Origin of the sequence: Pseudomonas sp. D2002 (genome assembly GCF_013385735.1) — a bacterium.
Lineage (GTDB): Bacteria > Pseudomonadota > Gammaproteobacteria > Pseudomonadales > Pseudomonadaceae > Aquipseudomonas.
The window spans coordinates 234,669-252,139 of sequence record NZ_JACAPL010000006.1 but is presented as its reverse complement, the minus strand read 5'-3'; the positions used below and the strand labels follow the sequence as shown (position 1 = coordinate 252,139).

Annotated in this window: 15 protein-coding genes; 8 read left to right on the top strand and 7 right to left on the bottom strand. The window is 59.3% G+C overall.

Going from position 1 to position 17,471, the window contains the following annotated elements; translation table 11 throughout:
- Positions 1 to 108: 108 nt before the first annotated feature.
- A complete protein-coding gene (locus HX783_RS14135; RefSeq protein WP_106577485.1) occupies positions 109 to 2,559 on the bottom strand; it encodes a glycogen/starch/alpha-glucan phosphorylase in 2,451 nt (816 codons plus the stop codon).
- Positions 2,560 to 2,795: 236 nt separating this feature from the next.
- Here HX783_RS14135 and HX783_RS14130 point away from each other — a divergent pair, with 236 nt between their 5' ends.
- Positions 2,796 to 3,230 carry a YkgJ family cysteine cluster protein gene (locus tag HX783_RS14130; RefSeq protein WP_017529542.1) on the top strand — a complete coding sequence of 145 codons (435 nt, stop codon included), beginning with the start codon at positions 2,796 to 2,798 and terminating at the stop codon, positions 3,228 to 3,230.
- Positions 3,231 to 3,407: 177 nt separating this feature from the next.
- Here the strand turns inward: HX783_RS14130 and typA are convergent, their stop codons facing one another.
- Complete coding sequence (gene typA, locus HX783_RS14125; protein ID WP_003217997.1) at positions 3,408 to 5,228, bottom strand: translational GTPase TypA; 1,821 nt, start codon at positions 5,226 to 5,228, stop codon at positions 3,408 to 3,410.
- 139 nt (positions 5,229 to 5,367) lie between these two features.
- Entirely contained in the window at positions 5,368 to 6,822 is a 1,455-nt protein-coding gene (gene thiI / locus HX783_RS14120; RefSeq protein WP_159953736.1) for a tRNA uracil 4-sulfurtransferase ThiI, read from the bottom strand.
- 334 nt (positions 6,823 to 7,156) lie between these two features.
- On the opposite strand from thiI, the gene glnA reads away from it, so the two are divergent.
- From glnA to ntrC, 5 genes are all read left to right on the top strand, one after another.
- A complete protein-coding gene (gene glnA / locus HX783_RS14115; RefSeq protein ID WP_024072899.1) occupies positions 7,157 to 8,563 on the top strand; it encodes a glutamate--ammonia ligase in 1,407 nt (468 codons plus the stop codon).
- 242 nt (positions 8,564 to 8,805) lie between these two features.
- Positions 8,806 to 9,342 (top strand): chorismate mutase, encoded by a 537-nt coding sequence (locus tag HX783_RS14110; RefSeq protein ID WP_177017264.1) that lies wholly within the window; start codon positions 8,806 to 8,808, stop codon positions 9,340 to 9,342.
- 131 nt (positions 9,343 to 9,473) lie between these two features.
- Positions 9,474 to 10,097 (top strand): hypothetical protein, encoded by a 624-nt coding sequence (locus tag HX783_RS14105; protein ID WP_177017263.1) that lies wholly within the window; start codon positions 9,474 to 9,476, stop codon positions 10,095 to 10,097.
- A 232-nt stretch (positions 10,098 to 10,329) separates the two neighbouring features.
- Complete coding sequence (gene glnL / locus HX783_RS14100) at positions 10,330 to 11,415, top strand: nitrogen regulation protein NR(II) (protein ID WP_016979130.1); 1,086 nt, start codon at positions 10,330 to 10,332, stop codon at positions 11,413 to 11,415.
- Positions 11,412 to 12,848, top strand: a complete 1,437-nt coding sequence (ntrC, locus tag HX783_RS14095) for a nitrogen regulation protein NR(I) (RefSeq protein ID WP_003218003.1) — start codon at positions 11,412 to 11,414, stop codon at positions 12,846 to 12,848. Before glnL ends, ntrC begins: the two co-directional genes overlap by 4 nt.
- 726 nt (positions 12,849 to 13,574) lie before the next feature.
- On the opposite strand, the gene HX783_RS14090 is transcribed toward ntrC, so the two are convergent.
- Positions 13,575 to 14,015 (bottom strand): hypothetical protein, encoded by a 441-nt coding sequence (locus HX783_RS14090; RefSeq protein ID WP_159953732.1) that lies wholly within the window; start codon positions 14,013 to 14,015, stop codon positions 13,575 to 13,577.
- Between HX783_RS14090 and HX783_RS14085 the strand changes: the two genes are divergently transcribed.
- Positions 14,014 to 14,469 carry a tRNA (cytidine(34)-2'-O)-methyltransferase gene (locus tag HX783_RS14085; RefSeq protein WP_003171120.1) on the top strand — a complete coding sequence of 152 codons (456 nt, stop codon included), beginning with the start codon at positions 14,014 to 14,016 and terminating at the stop codon, positions 14,467 to 14,469. The two genes, HX783_RS14090 and HX783_RS14085, sit on opposite strands and share 2 nt — an antisense overlap.
- A gap of 132 nt (positions 14,470 to 14,601) precedes the next feature.
- Here HX783_RS14085 and secB read toward each other — a convergent pair whose 3' ends face one another.
- The 3 genes from secB to HX783_RS14070 are packed head-to-tail and all read right to left on the bottom strand — an operon-like array spanning position 14,602 to position 15,793.
- Positions 14,602 to 15,081: a protein-export chaperone SecB gene (gene secB, locus HX783_RS14080; protein WP_106577478.1), complete on the bottom strand. Its 480-nt coding sequence runs from the start codon at positions 15,079 to 15,081 to the stop codon at positions 14,602 to 14,604.
- A gap of 42 nt (positions 15,082 to 15,123) precedes the next feature.
- Positions 15,124 to 15,378, bottom strand: coding sequence for a glutaredoxin 3 (gene grxC / locus HX783_RS14075; protein WP_053253893.1), 255 nt, complete (start codon positions 15,376 to 15,378; stop codon positions 15,124 to 15,126).
- Between the two features lies 1 nt (position 15,379).
- Positions 15,380 to 15,793 carry a rhodanese-like domain-containing protein gene (locus HX783_RS14070; protein WP_053253892.1) on the bottom strand — a complete coding sequence of 138 codons (414 nt, stop codon included), beginning with the start codon at positions 15,791 to 15,793 and terminating at the stop codon, positions 15,380 to 15,382.
- Positions 15,794 to 15,944: 151 nt separating this feature from the next.
- On the opposite strand from HX783_RS14070, the gene gpmI reads away from it, so the two are divergent.
- Positions 15,945 to 17,471: a 2,3-bisphosphoglycerate-independent phosphoglycerate mutase gene (gene gpmI / locus HX783_RS14065; protein WP_177017262.1), complete on the top strand. Its 1,527-nt coding sequence runs from the start codon at positions 15,945 to 15,947 to the stop codon at positions 17,469 to 17,471.

Below are 17,471 nucleotides of genomic sequence, written 5' to 3'. Positions count from 1 at the left end.
AATGTGGGAGCGGGCTTGCCCGCGATAGCGGTGTATCAGTCGACATATTTGCAAACTGACACTGCGCTATCGCGGGCAAGCCCGCTCCCACATTTGGATCAGCAGTGGTTAGTCGAGGGCTTTCCAGATCTCGGTGGCGTATTCGCGGATCGTGCGGTCGGAGGAGAACCAGCCCATCCGCGCCGTGTTCAGCACCGCTGAACGCCACCAGGCCTTGGAGTCATGCCAATGCGCCTCGACCCGCGCCTGGGCGTCCCAGTAGGAGTCGAAGTCGGCACACACCAGGAAACGGTCGTAGTCGATCAGCCCGTCGATCAAGCCCACATAACGGCCCGGATCATCCGGCGAGAACACCCCGCCGCGAATCGCTTGCAGTACATCGTTGAGGCGATGGGAGGCGGCAATTTCCGGCCCGGCGTTAAATTCACCGGCGTGCTTGCGCGCTTCCACCTGCTGCGCGCTCAGACCAAAGATGAACATGTGATCGGCGCCCACCCGCTCGTGCATTTCCACGTTGGCGCCGTCCATGGTGCCGATGGTCAGTGCGCCGTTGAGGCCGAACTTCATGTTACTGGTGCCCGAGGCCTCAAAGCCGGCCGTGGAGATCTGCTCCGACAAGTCCGCCGCCGGAATGATGCTTTCCGCCAGGCTGACGTTGTAGTTGGGCAGGAACACCACCTTGAGCAAACCGCGCACAGTCGGGTCGTTGTTGACGGTGCGGGCAATGTCGTTGGTCAACTTGATGATCAACTTGGCCTGGTGATAACTCGCGGCCGCCTTGCCGGCGAAGATTTTCACTCGTGGCACCCAGTCGGTGCCCGGCTCGGCGCGGATCGCCTGGTAAAGCGCCACGGTGTGCAGCAGGTTGAGCAACTGGCGTTTGTATTCGTGGATGCGCTTGACCTGCACATCGAACATCGCCGCCGGGTTGACCGAAATGCCCAGGCGCTCGTGGATGATCTCGGCCAATGCACGTTTACTGTGCAGGCGCTGATCGGCGAAGGCTTTGCGGAAAGACTGCTTCTCGGCGAAGGTTTCGAGCTCCGTGAGGCGGGTTTCCATGGTGTCGAGAATGTCCGGGCCCAGCGCTTCCACCAGCATCTCGGTGAGTTTGGGGTTGGCCTGGTACAGCCAGCGGCGGAAGGTGATGCCGTTGGTTTTGTTGTTGATGCGCTCCGGGTAGAGCTTGTGCAGTTCGGAAAACACCGTGCTGCGCATCAACTGGGTGTGCAAACCGGACACGCCGTTGACGCTATGGGAGCCGAGGAACGCCAAGTTGCCCATGCGCACGCGGCGGCCGTTGTCTTCTTCGATCAGCGACACAGCGCGCAGTACGTCGAAATCATGAATGCCCTTGGCGCGCAGCGAGTCGATGTGCTGGGCGTTGATCAGGTAGATGATCTGCATGTGCCGTGGCAGCATGCGTTCCATCAGGCCTACAGGCCAGGTCTCCAACGCCTCGGGCAACAAGGTGTGGTTGGTGTAGGAAAGGGTTTCAACCGTCACATCCCATGCCGCTTCCCACGGAATGTCATGCAGGTCGACCAGTTGACGCATCAGCTCGGCCACGGCAATCGACGGGTGAGTGTCGTTGAGCTGGATGGCGGCGTGTTCGCCCAGGCTCAATACCGAGCCGTGCATGTTTTTGTGGCGGCGCAGCAAGTCCTGCAGCGAGGCGGAGACAAAGAAGTATTCCTGACGCAGGCGCAGTTCCTGCCCTGCTTCGGTGCTGTCGGCCGGGTAAAGCACGCGGGAGATGCTTTCGGCGCGGGCCACTTCGGCGACGGCGCCCAAGTGGTCACCGGCGTTGAAGCGTTCCAGGTGCAGGTCTTCGACGGCGCGTGCACGCCACAGGCGCAGGGTGTTGACGCTGGCGCCGCGCCAGCCGACGACTGGGGTGTCGTAAGCCACCGCGCGCACAGTTTCATTCGGCGACCACACTTGAATCATCTTGCCAGAGGCGTCCGCCAGGGTTTCGACGCTGCCGCCAAAGCCGATCGGGTAAATCACTTCGGCGCGCTCGAATTCCCACGGGTTGCCAAAGTCCAGCCAGCGTTCAGTCTGCTCCTGCTGCCAGCCATCGACAATCGCCTGGCGGAACAAGCCGTGCTCGTAACGAATGCCATAACCGTGGCCGGCAATGCCCAAGGTCGACATGCTTTCCATAAAGCACGCGGCCAGGCGGCCCAGGCCACCGTTGCCGAGGGCCGCGTCGGGCTCCAGCAGGCGGATGCGTTCCAGGTCGACGCCCAGCTCGGACAACGCTTCGCGCGCAATCTCCAGCACGCCCAGGTTGCTCAGGCTGTCGTAGAGCAAGCGACCGATCAGGAATTCGAGGGAGAGGTAATAAACCCGCTTCTGGCCTTTGCGGTAGATACGCCGCGTGTGGTCCATCCAGTGATCGACCATCTGGTCGCGCGCGGCCAGGGCAATGGCTTCGAACCAGTCGTGGTCGAAGGCGTGGTCGGGGTCTTTGCCCACCGCGTAGGTAAGTTTGGTCAAGACAGCATCGCGGAATGCGGCTACCTCTGCTTCTCGTGCAAGCGGTTCCTGAGACATCGGTGCGACCTCGGGCGAGATTGAAGGAGTTGCTAGAGCCTAGTCGGTCTGACAGACGGTAGACGGTCTGGTTCGGCAGTTTTTTAACTCATTCACCTTTGCCGAAATTTAATGCAGGGGTCGTGCCCGATTGGCCTTTGCGCAGCCTTCGGGCTGAAAGCCGCAAAATATTGTTCAAAAAATCATCAATCCCGGTATTATCGCGCGCCCGGATATAGCCCCACCTTGGAACCCTGATGAAGCCTCAACTGATCGCCGCTGCGGAACTCGACCGTCTCGAGACTTGGCAGAAATATTCCGCCCACATGTGCGGTGGCTGCGTGTCCAGCTGCTGCACGCTGCCGGTTGAGGTGAAGATCAAGGACCTGATCCGCATTGGCATCGTCGATGAATTCGAACGCGGCGACCCACCGAAGAACATCGCCAAGCGTTTGCAGAAGGAAGGCATCGTCGAGCGCTTCAATTCCAAATCCGAGATTTTTACCCTGCAGCGCATGAGCAACAACGATTGCTTGTACCTGGATCGTAAGACGCGCTTCTGCACTATTTATGACAAGCGCCCGGATACGTGCCGCAACCACCCAAAAATCGGGCCGCGCCCAGGGTATTGCGCGTATAAGCCGAAGGAAGTGGTGCGCGAGACCAAGTTCAAGACCCTCGACAAGTTCTGATGATCGTTCCCACGCTCTGCGTGGGAATGCCTCTTGGGACGCTCCGCGCCCCGCCTCTAAGTGCGGACGCGGAGCGTCCTGGGCTGCATATCCCACGCTGAGCGTGGGAACGATCAGGCATAAAAAAACGCCCCCGGCCTTTCGACCGGGGGCGTTTTTCATTCAGCCTGAGTTAACTCAGTTCTTGGCTTTCTTGGCAGCGCGGGTACGCTCGCCTTCGTCCAGGATCTTCTTACGCAGGCGGATCGACTTAGGCGTAACTTCGCACAGCTCGTCGTCCTGGATGAATTCCAGGGCCTGTTCCAGAGTGAAGCGAACAGGTGGAACCAGGGCGATGGTTTCGTCTTTACCCGAAGCACGCATGTTGTCGAGCTTCTTGCCTTTGGTTGGGTTGACGCCCATGTCGTTGTCACGGCTGTTCAGACCAACGATCTGACCGTTGTAGATCTCTTGACCGTGTTCAACGAACAGCTTGCCACGCGCCTGCAGAGTTTCCAGGGAGTAGGTCAGCGCCTTGCCGGTTTCTACCGATACCAGAACACCGTTCTGACGGCCGGACATGTCGCCGGACTTCATGGTGTCGTAGCGATCGAAGATCGAGGTCAGGATGCCAGCACCGTTGGTCAGGGTCAGGAACTGGTTACGGAAACCGATCAGACCACGAGCAGGGATGTTGTATTCCAGACGTACACGGCCTTTGCCATCCGGCACCATGTTGGTCAGGTCGCCCTTACGCAGGCCCATCTCTTCCATGACCTTGCCCTGGGATTCTTCAGGGGTGTCGATGGTGACGTTTTCAAACGGTTCCTGCTTCACGCCGTCAACCTGACGGATGATCACTTCAGGACGACCAACGCCCATTTCGAAGCCTTCGCGACGCATGGTTTCGATCAGTACCGAGAGGTGCAGCTCACCACGGCCGGAAACCTTGAACTTGTCAGCCGAGTCGCCTTCTTCAACGCGCAGAGCAACGTTGTACAGCAGCTCTTTGTCCAGACGTTCCTTGATGTTACGGGACGTCACGAACTTGCCTTCTTTACCGCAGAAAGGCGAGTCGTTTACCTGGAAGGTCATGGAAACGGTTGGCTCGTCAACGGTCAGAGGCTTCATCGCCTCGACGTTGTCCGGCTGGCACAGGGTGTCGGAGATGAACAGCGAGTCCATACCGCTTACGCAAACGATGTCACCGGCAAACGCTTCTTCAACGTCGATGCGGTGCAGACCGTGGTGACCCATCAGCTTCAGGATACGGCCGTTGCGTTTCTTGCCGTCGGCGCCGATGGCGACAACCGGGGTGTTCGGCTTGACGCTACCACGAGCGATACGGCCAACACCGATAACACCCAGGAAGCTGTTGTAGTCCAGTGCCGAGATTTGCATCTGGAACGGGCCTTCACGGTCAACTTTCGGAGCCGGTACGTTGTCGACGATCGACTGGTACAGCGGGGTCATGTCTTCAGCCATGTCGGTGTGTTCCAGACCGGCAATGCCGTTCAGGGCCGAGGCGTAGACGACTTTGAAGTCCAGCTGTTCTTCGGTAGCACCCAGGTTGTCGAACAGGTCGAAGATCTGGTCCAGAACCCAGTCCGGACGTGCGCCTGGACGGTCAACCTTGTTGATGCACACGATCGGACGCAGGCCGGCTTCGAAAGCCTTCTTGGTCACGAAACGGGTTTGCGGCATAGGGCCGTCTTGGGCATCAACCAGCAGCAGAACGGAGTCAACCATCGACATTACGCGTTCAACTTCGCCGCCGAAGTCGGCGTGGCCCGGGGTATCCACGATGTTGATGTGGTAGCCGTTCCAGTTGATGGCGGTGTTTTTAGCCAGGATGGTAATACCGCGCTCTTTTTCCTGGTCGTTGGAGTCCATCACGCGCTCGTCGTTGAGCTCGTTGCGCTCCAGGGTGCCGGATTGACGCAAGAGTTTGTCTACCAGGGTGGTTTTACCATGGTCAACGTGAGCAATGATGGCGATGTTACGTAGATTTTCGATCACTTGTGTATCTCGATCAGAGGATTCGGTGTGCTGACAGGTCGTGGCAGCGATTAACAGTAGAGTCAGGCCTTGCCGTTACAGCTTGACGGCAGAGTCGGGGGGCCGGTGACGCAGGCCACAGGCAAACAGCCCCGGGCTCTTAGCTCGGTCGATAAACGCGCACATTGGCATGCCCCTCACTGAGCAAATGGTGGGCATGCAGGCGACTCATCACGCCTTTGTCGCAATACAGCAGGTACTGACGGCTGTTATCCAGTTCCTTGAAACGCGCGTTCAATGCATAGAACGGCAGCGTTTGCACGTCGATGCCAGCGATTTCCAGTGGCTCATCTTCAGCGGCATCCGGGTGACGGATGTCGACGACGATCTGGCCGGCCAGGGCTTCGCTGACTTCTTCGATTTGCACGTCTTGGCCCAATTCGTCGATTACGCGATCGATCGGCACCATTTTGGCGTTCTCGAGCGCACGCTCCAAAATCGCCATGTCGAACTGTTGTTCTTCGTACTCCACGCGGTTGCGTTTGGCGTGGGTCTTGGGGTTCACCGAAATGACCCCGCAATATTCAGGCATGTGCTTGGCGAAATCCGCCGTGCCGATTTCTTCGGCCAGGTCGATGATGTCCTGCTTGTGACTGGCGATCAGCGGGCGCAGCACCAGCTTTTCGGTCACGCAGTCGATCAGCGACAGGTTCGGCAGCGTCTGGCTGGACACCTGGGAGATCGCTTCACCGGTCACCAGTGCGTCAATCTGCAACTGATCGGCGATTCGGGACGCAGCGCGCAACATCATACGCTTCAATACTACGCCCATATGACTGTTATCGACTTTACCGAGAATTTCGCCGAGCACTTCCTCGAACGGCACGCTTACGAATAGCACGCGTTGGGAGCTGCCGTACTTCTTCCAGATAAAGTGCGCGACTTCCATCACGCCCAATTCGTGTGCACGCCCGCCCAGGTTAAAGAAGCAGAAGTGGCTCATCAGGCCGCGGCGCATGATCTGGTAGGCCGCCACGGTGGAATCGAAACCGCCGGACATGAGAACCAGGGTCTGTTCCAGGGCGCCCAGCGGGTAGCCGCCGATGCTGTTGTGCTGGCTGTGGATCACAAACAACCGTTGGTCGCGAATTTCCATGCGCACTTCAATTTGCGGCGCTTTAAGGGAAATTCCGGCGGCGCCGCACTCGCGACGCAGCTTGCTGCCGACGTATTTCTCGACGTCCATGGAGCTGAAGGTGTGCTTGCCGGCACGCTTGCAGCGCACCGAAAAAATCTTGCCTTCAAGCTCGCTGCCGTAGTGCAGTTTGCACTTTTCGGTGATGTCGTCGAAGTCGCCCAGCGGGTACTCATCCACCTGCAGGAAATGCGCGATGCCCGGCATGCAGCTCAGGCGCTCGGTCATGTCCTTCAAGGCTTTGGCGTCGGTAATACGGGTTTCCAGCTCGAGATTGTCCCACACGCCGTTCACCACCACAGCCGGGTCCAGGTCTCGGAGCACGGCACGGATGTTCTTGGCCAACTGACGGATGAAACGCGTCCGTACCGGTCGGCTTTTGATGGTGATCTCGGGGAAGACTTTAACGATTAATTTCATGGAAACAGCGCGCGCCGGGCCTGCTGAAAAAGGGGGGCGCGGATTATAGCGGAAATCGCTCAAGGTTTAACCAGTTAATATGCATTGCGCTCTTCGCGCACCAAAACGGGTCATTTACTAAAATTAACGCTACATTGCAGTGCGTTATTTATTCCGCTTCAGCGGATTGCACCGTTATAGGGGCCATTTTGAAGCAAAAAGGCCATGTTGGCGCACTGGCATGCAATTTGCTCTCTTGTGAGGCAGGTTGCCTTGGTCGAGTATTCGCGCCGGCATCACCCACATTCTAAGGGCTAACTCCACTACCCCAGCCCGAAGCCACCCGGAGGACACCATGTCGAAGTCGGTTCAACTCATCAAAGATCATGACGTTAAATGGATTGATCTGCGCTTCACGGACACTAAAGGTACTCAGCACCACGTGACCATGCCGGCTCGCGACGCGCTGGATGATGCTTTCTTCGAAGAAGGCAAAATGTTCGACGGTTCCTCCATTGCTGGCTGGAAAGGCATCGAAGCCTCCGACATGATCCTGATGCCGGACGACAGCACTGCCGTTCTCGACCCGTTCACCGAAGACCCAACCCTGATCATCGTCTGCGACGTGATCGAGCCTTCGACCATGCAAGGCTACGACCGCGACCCACGTGCGATCGCCAAGCGTGCCGAGGAATACCTGAAGTCGACCGGTATCGGCGACACCGTATTCGTAGGCCCGGAGCCAGAATTCTTCATCTTTGATTCGGTCAAGTTCAAGTCCGACATCTCCGGCTCCATGTTCAAAATTTTCTCCGAACAAGGTTCGTGGATGTCCGACCAGGACGTGGAAGGCGGCAACAAAGGCCACCGTCCAGGTATCAAAGGCGGCTACTTCCCGGTTCCTCCGTTCGACCACGACCACGAAATCCGTACCTCCATGTGCAACGCCATGGAAGAAATGGGCCTGGTCATCGAAGTTCACCACCACGAAGTGGCGACTGCCGGCCAGAACGAAATCGGTGTGAAGTTCAACACCCTGGTTGCCAAGGCTGACGAAGTTCAGACCCTGAAGTACTGCGTACACAACGTGGCTGATGCCTACGGCCGTACCGCTACCTTCATGCCTAAGCCACTGTACGGCGATAACGGTTCGGGTATGCACGTTCACCTGTCCATCGCCAAAGAAGGCAAGAACACCTTCGCTGGCGAAGGTTATGCCGGCCTGTCCGACACCGCCCTGTACTTCATCGGCGGTATCATCAAGCACGGTAAGGCCCTGAACGGCTTCACCAACCCGTCGACCAACTCCTACAAGCGTCTGGTCCCAGGCTTCGAAGCACCGGTAATGCTGGCCTACTCGGCTCGTAACCGTTCCGCTTCGATCCGTATTCCTTACGTGTCCAGCCCTCGTGCTCGCCGTATCGAAGCGCGCTTCCCGGATCCAGCAGCCAACCCATACCTGGCCTTCGCTGCCCTGGTAATGGCCGGTCTGGACGGTATCCAGAACAAGATCCACCCTGGCGACGCCGCCGACAAAAACTTGTACGACCTGCCGCCTGAAGAGGCCAAAGAGATCCCACAAGTGTGCGGCAGCCTGAAAGAAGCCCTGGAAGAGCTGGACAAGGGCCGTGCGTTCCTGACCAAAGGCGGCGTATTCAGCGACGACTTCATCGATGCCTACATCGAGCTGAAAAGCGAAGAAGAAATCAAAGTACGCACCTTCGTACACCCACTGGAATACGAGCTGTACTACAGCTGCTGATCCGGTAGCGCTGCTTAACGCGGCGTAACGAAAAAGACCTCCTTCGGGAGGTCTTTTTTTTGCCTGGGGTTCCGAGCGTAACGGGGCGATTAAGGTAGCCTTGACTGATGCAGCTTCATATCTGCAAACCCAATCAAACATGTGGGAGCGGGCTTGCTCGCGAATGCGGTGGATCAGCCACCGAATATATCGACTGAAAGACTGTATTCGCGAGCAAGCCCGCTCCCACAAGGAGATCACCGTTGAAAAATAAACTTTTGTTCGCACTGCTGTTCGTCAGCGCCAGTGCCAGCGCCGCACCGCCTACCCTCGCGCCGTTGCTCAACAGCATCGCCGAGCGCCTGGCCATCGCCGACGAGGTCGCACTGAGCAAATGGGACAGCCATAAGGCCGTGGAAGATCGCCCTCGTGAACAGGCTGTGATCGCCAGCGTGAGAGCCCAGGCACCGAGCTACAAAGTGGCGCCTGACGCGGCGGAGCAGTTCTTCAGTGCGCAGATTGAAGCGAACAAATTGGTGCAATACACCCGGCTGTCGGACTGGCACTTCACCGGCAAGGCGCCCGACACGCCGCGCCCGGATCTGGTCGGCAAGATTCGCCCCCAATTGGACCAACTGCAAAAGCGCCTGCTACAGCAGCTGGCGGACTTCAGCCCCGAACGCAGCAACCCGCAGTGCCCTCAATGGTTGGCGCAGGCCGTACACGAACCGCTTCGCGACCCGCTGGCCCAAATCGCCATGGCCCGTGCCACAGCCGAGCTGTGCATCTATACGCCTTGACCGACCTGGGCCTGCTTCATTGAAGGCCCATTCCCAGTATTCGTGTTAAACCGCAGAAATGTCTGATACTTCCCAGGCAGTCGAGCTTCTACGATGCAGCGTCCAGCCGCCAGCCGCCGACGTACTTCGCGATGACTCTCAACTGCCAGCTCCTGTGTTCACTGACGCTCGCAATCAGCCAGCTGACCGAAGTACAACCCACCCTCGACTCCGCCTCCGACGCCGAGCCCCACGCCTGGACGGTGGAGACACCGTATCCGGACAGCACGATTGTCAACGCCAGAATCACTGGCACAGCCACTCACGCAAAAAAGACCAGCATCGCAATCCTGCAAGTCGCCTGCTACAGTTCGCCCTCTCGCCCGATGATTTCGCTGCTGACCCACACCGACAAACTGCGCTTCAACCCCAATATTTATGAAGGCCCGGACGCTCGATCTTCAGGACCACTCAGCCTTACCACCGGCACCCTCCCTGCACGAACTTACCGTGTAAACGGCTACTACAGCGCAGAACCGACCCAGCAGCATGGCGTACTGTTTAAATTCACCATGCCCGCTAATCGCCAAGAACTGCGCGAGTGGATCGCCAACAACACGCACGGCCAACTGATCACGATGACGCTGCCTTCAGCAATCCCCGGTGACTCGCCGCTGACCGCAGAGTTCGTCCTCCCCCAAAACAGCACTGGCCTGCACGAGATCGTCAAATCCTGCCTGAACAACCGCAAAAACACGCCTAAAAAACCTTCCTGAACAAAGCGGGTAAAACTGCACTATATTGGTGCAGTAGGCCGCACCCTTCCCAACCAAACAGCCCATTTTGGTTCGAATCTTCCCGAGCACGCTGGCAGAACGCCACAGTTTCGAGCCTTAAACACCTGTTTCAGGGCTTTAACGCTTCTTTTCGGAGCTTTGGTTTGGTTTTTGCATTTTCCTTGTATCAGCGTGTGCCTCAAGCCCGCGCCTTGCTCCAAAAGAGGTCCTGATGACCATCAGCGATGCACTGCACCGATTGTTACTCGACAACCTGACCACCGCGACCATCTTGCTCAACGACGATTTACGTCTTGAGTACATGAACCCGGCGGCGGAGATGCTCCTGGCTATCAGCGGCCAGCGTAGCCATGGGCAGTTCATCAGCGAATTGTTCACCGAGTCGGCCGAAGCCTTGAGCTCGTTGCGCCAGGCGGTGGAGCAGGCACACCCGTTCACCAAGCGCGAAGCGATGCTCACCGCCCTCACCGGCCAGACGCTGACCGTCGACTACGCCGTAACCCCGATCCTGAGCAACGGCGCGACCTTGCTGCTGCTCGAAGTACACCCGCGCGACCGCCTGCTGCGTATCACCAAAGAAGAGGCGCAGCTGTCCAAGCAGGAAACCAGCAAGATGCTGGTACGCGGCCTGGCCCATGAGATCAAGAACCCCTTGGGCGGGATTCGCGGCGCGGCGCAACTGCTGGCCCGCGAGCTGCCGGACGAGAACCTCAAGGACTACACCAACGTCATCATTGAGGAAGCCGACCGCCTGCGTAACCTGGTGGACCGCATGCTCGGCTCCAACAAGTTACCGTCGCTGGCGATGACCAACGTGCACGAGGTGCTGGAGCGCGTTTGCCAACTGGTGGAAGCCGAAAGCCAAGGCTGCATCACCCTGGTGCGCGATTACGACCCGAGCATTCCCGACGTATTGATCGACCGCGAGCAGATGATCCAGGCGGTGCTCAATATCGTGCGCAACGCCATGCAGGCCATCAGCAGCCAGAACGAGTTGCGCCTGGGCCGCATCAGCCTGCGCACCCGCGCCCTGCGCCAGTTCACCATCGGCCATGTGCGCCATCGCCTGGTGACCAAGGTCGAGATCATCGACAACGGCCCGGGCATTCCTGCGGAACTGCAGGAAACCATCTTTTTTCCCATGGTCAGCGGCCGCCCGGACGGCACCGGGCTGGGCCTGGCCATTACCCAGAACATCATCAGCCAGCACCAGGGTCTGATCGAATGTGAAAGCCATCCCGGCCACACCACGTTCTCGATCTTTCTGCCTCTGGAACAAGGAGCCCCATCGACATGAGCCGTAGTGAAACCGTCTGGATCGTCGATGACGACCGTTCTATCCGCTGGGTCCTCGAGAAAGCCTTGCAACAGGAAGGCATGACCACCCAGAGCTTCGACAGCGCCGACGGGGTGATGAGCCGCCTGGCACGCCAGCAGCCGGACGTGATCATCTCCGACATCCGCATGCCGGGCGCCAGTGGCCTGGACTTGCTGGCGCGCATCCGCGAACAGCACCCGCGCCTGCCGGTGATCATCATGACCGCGCACTCGGACCTGGACAGCGCTGTCGCGTCCTACCAGGGCGGCGCCTTTGAATACCTGCCCAAGCCCTTCGACGTGGACGAGGCGGTGGCGCTGGTAAAACGTGCCAACCAGCACGCCCAGGAACAGCAGAACCAGGAAGCCCCGCCGGCCCTGACGCGTACCCCGGAAATCATCGGCGAAGCGCCGGCGATGCAGGAAGTGTTTCGCGCCATTGGCCGCTTGAGCCATTCCAACATCACCGTGCTGATCAACGGCGAATCGGGCACCGGTAAAGAACTGGTGGCGCATGCGTTGCACCGTCACAGCCCACGGGCGGCCTCGCCGTTTATCGCGCTGAACATGGCAGCGATTCCCAAGGACTTGATGGAGTCAGAGCTGTTCGGCCACGAGAAAGGCGCGTTCACCGGCGCAGCCAACCTGCGTCGCGGCCGCTTTGAACAGGCGGATGGCGGCACGCTGTTCCTGGATGAAATCGGCGATATGCCAGCCGATACGCAAACCCGCTTGCTGCGCGTACTTGCCGACGGCGAGTTCTACCGCGTGGGTGGGCACACGCCGGTCAAGGTCGATGTGCGCATCATTGCGGCGACCCACCAGAACCTGGAAACCCTGGTGCACGCGGGTAAATTCCGTGAAGACTTGTTCCACCGTCTGAACGTGATCCGCATCCACATCCCACGCATGTCTGACCGTCGCGAAGATATCCCGACGCTCGCGCGGCACTTCCTCAGCCGCGCCGCCCAGGAGCTGGCCGTTGAACCGAAGCTGCTGAAAAGCGAGACCGAGGAATACCTGAAGAACCTGCCGTGGCCGGGCAACGTGCGCCAGCTGGAGAACACCTGCCGCTGGATCACGGTGATGGCGTCGGGGCGCGAAGTGCATATCAGCGACTTGCCGCCAGAGCTGTTGAGCCTGCCGCAGGATTCGGCACCGGTGACCAATTGGGAGCAGGCGCTGCGCCAATGGGCCGACCAGGCCCTGGCACGCGGCCAGTCAAACCTGCTGGACAGCGCCGTGCCGGCTTTCGAGCGGATCATGATCGAAACCGCCCTGAAGCACACCGCCGGCCGCCGCCGCGACGCCGCCGTGCTCCTGGGTTGGGGCCGCAATACCTTGACGCGCAAGATCAAGGAGTTGGGCATGAAGGTGGATGGTGGGGATGATGATGAGGGTGATGAGGGCTGATTGATCGTTCCCACGCTCTGCGTGGGAACGCAGCTCTGGACGCTCCGCGTCCCATTTCAAAGTCGTGACGCGGAGCGTCACTGGAGGCATTCCCACGCGGAGCGTAGGAACGATCATCCACTGAAGAACCCATGTGGGAGCGGGCTTGCTCGCGAAGGCGGTGTGTCAGTCAACAGGTGTATCGACTGATGAGGCGCCTTCGCGAGCAAGCCCGCTCCCACATTTGGATCTCCACAAAGTTCCAGGACTGTGCACCGCTTCAATGCACCATGAACTAGCATCGCGCACGGATCCAACGCCTGAAACACCTGCCTGATTAAAAAAATATTAAACCGTAAAAACACCAAAGCCCCGTATTCCGGGGCTTTGCGCTTTCTGGCAAATTTTTTTGGTGAGAATTGCAAATTCTGGCACGCGCCCTGCAATAAGCCTTGTACTACCCAGTTTCGGGGACCTTGGTACAGGCAGGCCGAGAATCCCCTCTTTACACCCGGGGTGCTTGATGCAAACAGCGTCGTGCCCCACACCCGTTTCGGGAACCTCGGTACAGGCAGGCCGGGGATTCCCTCTTTAACACCGAAGCCTTTGGCTTCATCCCGTTTTGGGAGCCCTGGTACAGGCAGGCCGGGAACTCCCTTCTTTACACCCGGGGCTTATGCGGCACAGCGCCCATAGCCCCAGCCCGTTTTGGGAACCTTGGTACAGGCAGGCCGGGGATTCCCTCTTTTATTCCTCGTGCAGATGGATCTGCAGCCGCCAGCGGCCATCGGCCTTCTCCCCCTTCCACTCCCCGCGCAACGGCCGAGCCGCCACCAGGTTCAGCAGCAAGCCGGCATCGGTCTTGCGGGTGCGCCAATTCACATCCTTGTCGTTGACCTTGAGTTGCCCACTGGCGGCCATGCCCTGCGCGTCGAATAACAGCGCCACGGTGCCATCGATATGCTCGCCATGCAGCTTGGGTTCGCTGTTGAACCACACCACCAAGCCGTCGGCCGCCGTCTCCACCTGCTGCAGCGCGACCGGGTCCGGCGTGGTCAGGCGGCCGATCATCAAACCGATCATCAAGCCGACAATCGCCAATGAGCCCATGACCCGAGGCATAAGCTTCGGTCTTGGGTCGTCTTCAGGGGTAGAATGCAGCGCATCTTTGCCTTCGGAGCCGTGCATGTTTCACGTCATCCTTTTTCAACCAGAAATTCCGCCGAATACCGGCAACGTTATCAGGCTGTGCGCCAACAGTGGCTGCCACCTGCATTTGATCGAGCCGCTGGGCTTCGACATGGACGACAAACGCCTGCGCCGCGCCGGGCTGGACTACCACGAGTACGCCACGCTCAAGCGTCACGCCGACCTCGCAAGCTGCCTGGAAAGTCTGGGCCACCCACGGCTGTTCGCGTTCACCACCAAAGGTTCGCGGCCGTTTCATGATGCCAGCTTTGCCGAAGGCGACGCGTTCCTGTTCGGCCCTGAGAGCCGTGGCCTGCCGGCCGAGGTGCTTGACGCCCTGCCCGACGGCCATCGCCTGCGCTTGCCGATGCGCGAGGGTTGCCGCAGCTTGAACTTGTCCAACACCGTAGCCGTTGCCGTCTACGAAGGCTGGCGCCAGCTGGGCTTTAAGTAATACACCAAACAAAATGTGGGAGCGGGCTTGCTCGCGAATGCAGTGTGTCAGTCACCGAAAATGTTGACTGAAATACCGCATTCGCGAGCAAGCCCGCTCCCACATTTGATCGGTGTCGTTGCTCAGAACAGCTTACTGAACGGTCGACGAACCTTCTGTTTGCATACGCTGCAGTTCTTGCGCGTACAGAGCATCGAAGTTCACCGGAGCCAGCATCAGCGCAGGGAACGAGCCACGGGTGACCAGGCTGTCCAGGGTCTCACGGGCGTACGGGAACAGGATGTTCGGGCAGAACGCGCCCAGGGTGTGGCTCATGGAGGCTTCGTCCAGGCCCTGGATCAGGAAGATACCGGCCTGTTGCACTTCAGCGATGAACGCCACTTCTTCGCCGTTCTTGACGGTGACCGACAGGGTCAGCACGACTTCGTGGAAGTCGCCTTCCAGTGCCTTTTGACGGGTGTTCAGGTCCAGCGCAACGCTTGGGGTCCATTCCTGGCGGAAGATAGCCGGGCTTTTCGGCGCTTCGAACGACAGGTCACGCACGTAGATCCGCTGCAGCGAAAACTGTGGGCCTTGGTCTTGCGCTGCTTCAGTGTTCTGTTGGTCAGTCATCGCAGATCCTTCTTGATCTTGGGGTCTTTTAGGGTTTAGGAGTCAGACGAGCAGCAGCGCATCGAGTTTACCGGCGCGCTCCAGGGCGAACAGGTCATCGCATCCACCGACATGCTTGTCGCCGATCCAGATCTGCGGCACGGAGGTGCGTCCCGCTTTTTTGGTCATCTCGGCGCGCACTTGGGGTTTGCCGTCGACCTTGATCTCTTCGAAGGCAACGCCCTTTTTCTCAAGCAGAGCCTTGGCTCGCATGCAGTAAGGGCAATAATCGCTGGAATAAACGACAACCTGGCTCATATCACTTCACCAGCGGCAGGTTATCGGCCTTCCAGCTGCCGATACCGCCGGACAGTTTGGCGGCGGTGAAACCGGTCTTGAGCATCTCGCGGGCGTGGGTGCCGGCGTGCTGGCCTTGGGCGTCGACCAGAATGATGGTCTTGGCTTTGTATTTTTCCAGCTCGGCCAGGCGTGCGATCAGCTTGTCCTGCGGAATGTTCAGGGCGCCGACGATATGGCCGGCGGCAAAATCCTTGGCCGGGCGAATATCCACGACAACGGCCTCATCCTTGTTGACCAGTGCGGTCAGCTCCGACGTGCTCAGGCTGCGGCCACCGCGGCTCATTTCATGAGCGATCAGCAGCGCCAGCAGGATGACGAAGGCACCCGCGAGCAGGTAGTGGGCAGTGGCAAATGCAATCAGGTGATCAACCATCAAGGAGGTTCCAGGGCGTTAAAATGGCGGTAAGTATACACAGCCGTCAGGGGGGGCCAACCCCCGTAAAGCGGTGACGTGGTCGGAACTTCGCTTTAAACTGCTACTCCCTTTTAGATTGCCTTCCTTTATTACCGCCGCGAGAGGATCTATGACTACTACGCCTAAACCTTTGGTCCTGATAATTCTCGATGGCTTCGGACACAGTGAAAGCCACCACGACAACGCCGTTTACTCCGCCAAGAAGCCGGTACTCGACCGCCTCACCGCCACCGTACCCAACGGATTGATCTCGGGTTCCGGCATGGATGTAGGCTTGCCGGATGGCCAAATGGGCAACTCGGAAGTCGGCCACATGAACCTCGGCGCCGGACGAGTGGTATACCAAGACTTCACACGCGTGACCAAATCGATCCGCGACGGCGAGTTCTTCGAGAACCCGACGATCTGCGCAGCGGTAGATAAAGCAGTGGCAGCCGGCAAGGCCGTGCACTTCATGGGCCTGTTGTCCGATGGCGGCGTACACAGCCACCAGGATCACCTGGTCGCGATGGCCGAACTGGCGTTCAAGCGCGGCGCCGACAAGATCTACCTGCACGCCTTCCTCGACGGTCGCGACACGCCGCCGAAAAGCGCGCAATCGTCCATCGAACTGCTCGACGCCACCTTCGCTGCGCTGGGCAAAGGCCGCATCGCCAGCCTGGTCGGTCGCTACTTCGCCATGGACCGTGACAACCGCTGGGACCGCGTCGCCCAGGCGTACAACCTGATCGTCGACGGCCAGGCCGAATTCAACGCCGCCACCGCCCAGGAAGGCCTGGCTGCCGCCTACGCCCGTGGCGAGAGCGATGAATTCGTCAAGGCCACCACCATCGGCGAGCCGGTGAAGGTCGAAGACGGCGACGCCGTGGTGTTCATGAACTTCCGCGCCGACCGTGCCCGCGAGCTGAGCCATGTGTTTGTCGACGCCGGCTTCAAGGACTTCGAGCGCGCACGCCAGCCGAAAGTCGAGTTCGTGATGCTCACCCAATACGCCGCCAACATCCCGGCCCCGTCGGCGTTCGCGCCGGGCAGCCTGGAAAACGTGCTGGGCGATTACCTGGCGAAAAACGGCAAGACCCAGCTGCGCATCGCCGAAACCGAGAAATACGCCCACGTGACCTTCTTCTTCTCCGGTGGCCGCGAAGAGCCGTTCCCAGGTGAAGAACGCATCCTGATTCCGTCGCCAAAAGTCGCCACCTACGACCTGCAGCCGGAAATGAGCGCGCCGGAAGTCACCGACAAGATCGTCGACGCCATCGACAACCAGCGTTATGACGTGATCGTGGTCAACTACGCCAACGGCGACATGGTCGGCCACAGCGGCAACCTGGAAGCGGCCGTCAAAGCCGTGGAATGCCTGGACCTGTGCGTCGGGCGCATCGTCGACGCCCTGGAAAAGGTCGGCGGCGAAGCGCTGATCACCGCCGACCACGGCAACTGCGAGCAGATGTCGGATGAATCCACCGGCCAGGCTCACACTGCCCACACGACTGAACCAGTGCCGTTCATCTACGTCGGCAAACGCGACCTGAAAGTGCGTGAAGGCGGCGTATTGGCGGATGTGGCGCCGACCATGCTGAAGCTGATGGGGCTGGAGAAGCCGAAAGAGATGACCGGCACCTCGATTCTGGTCTGA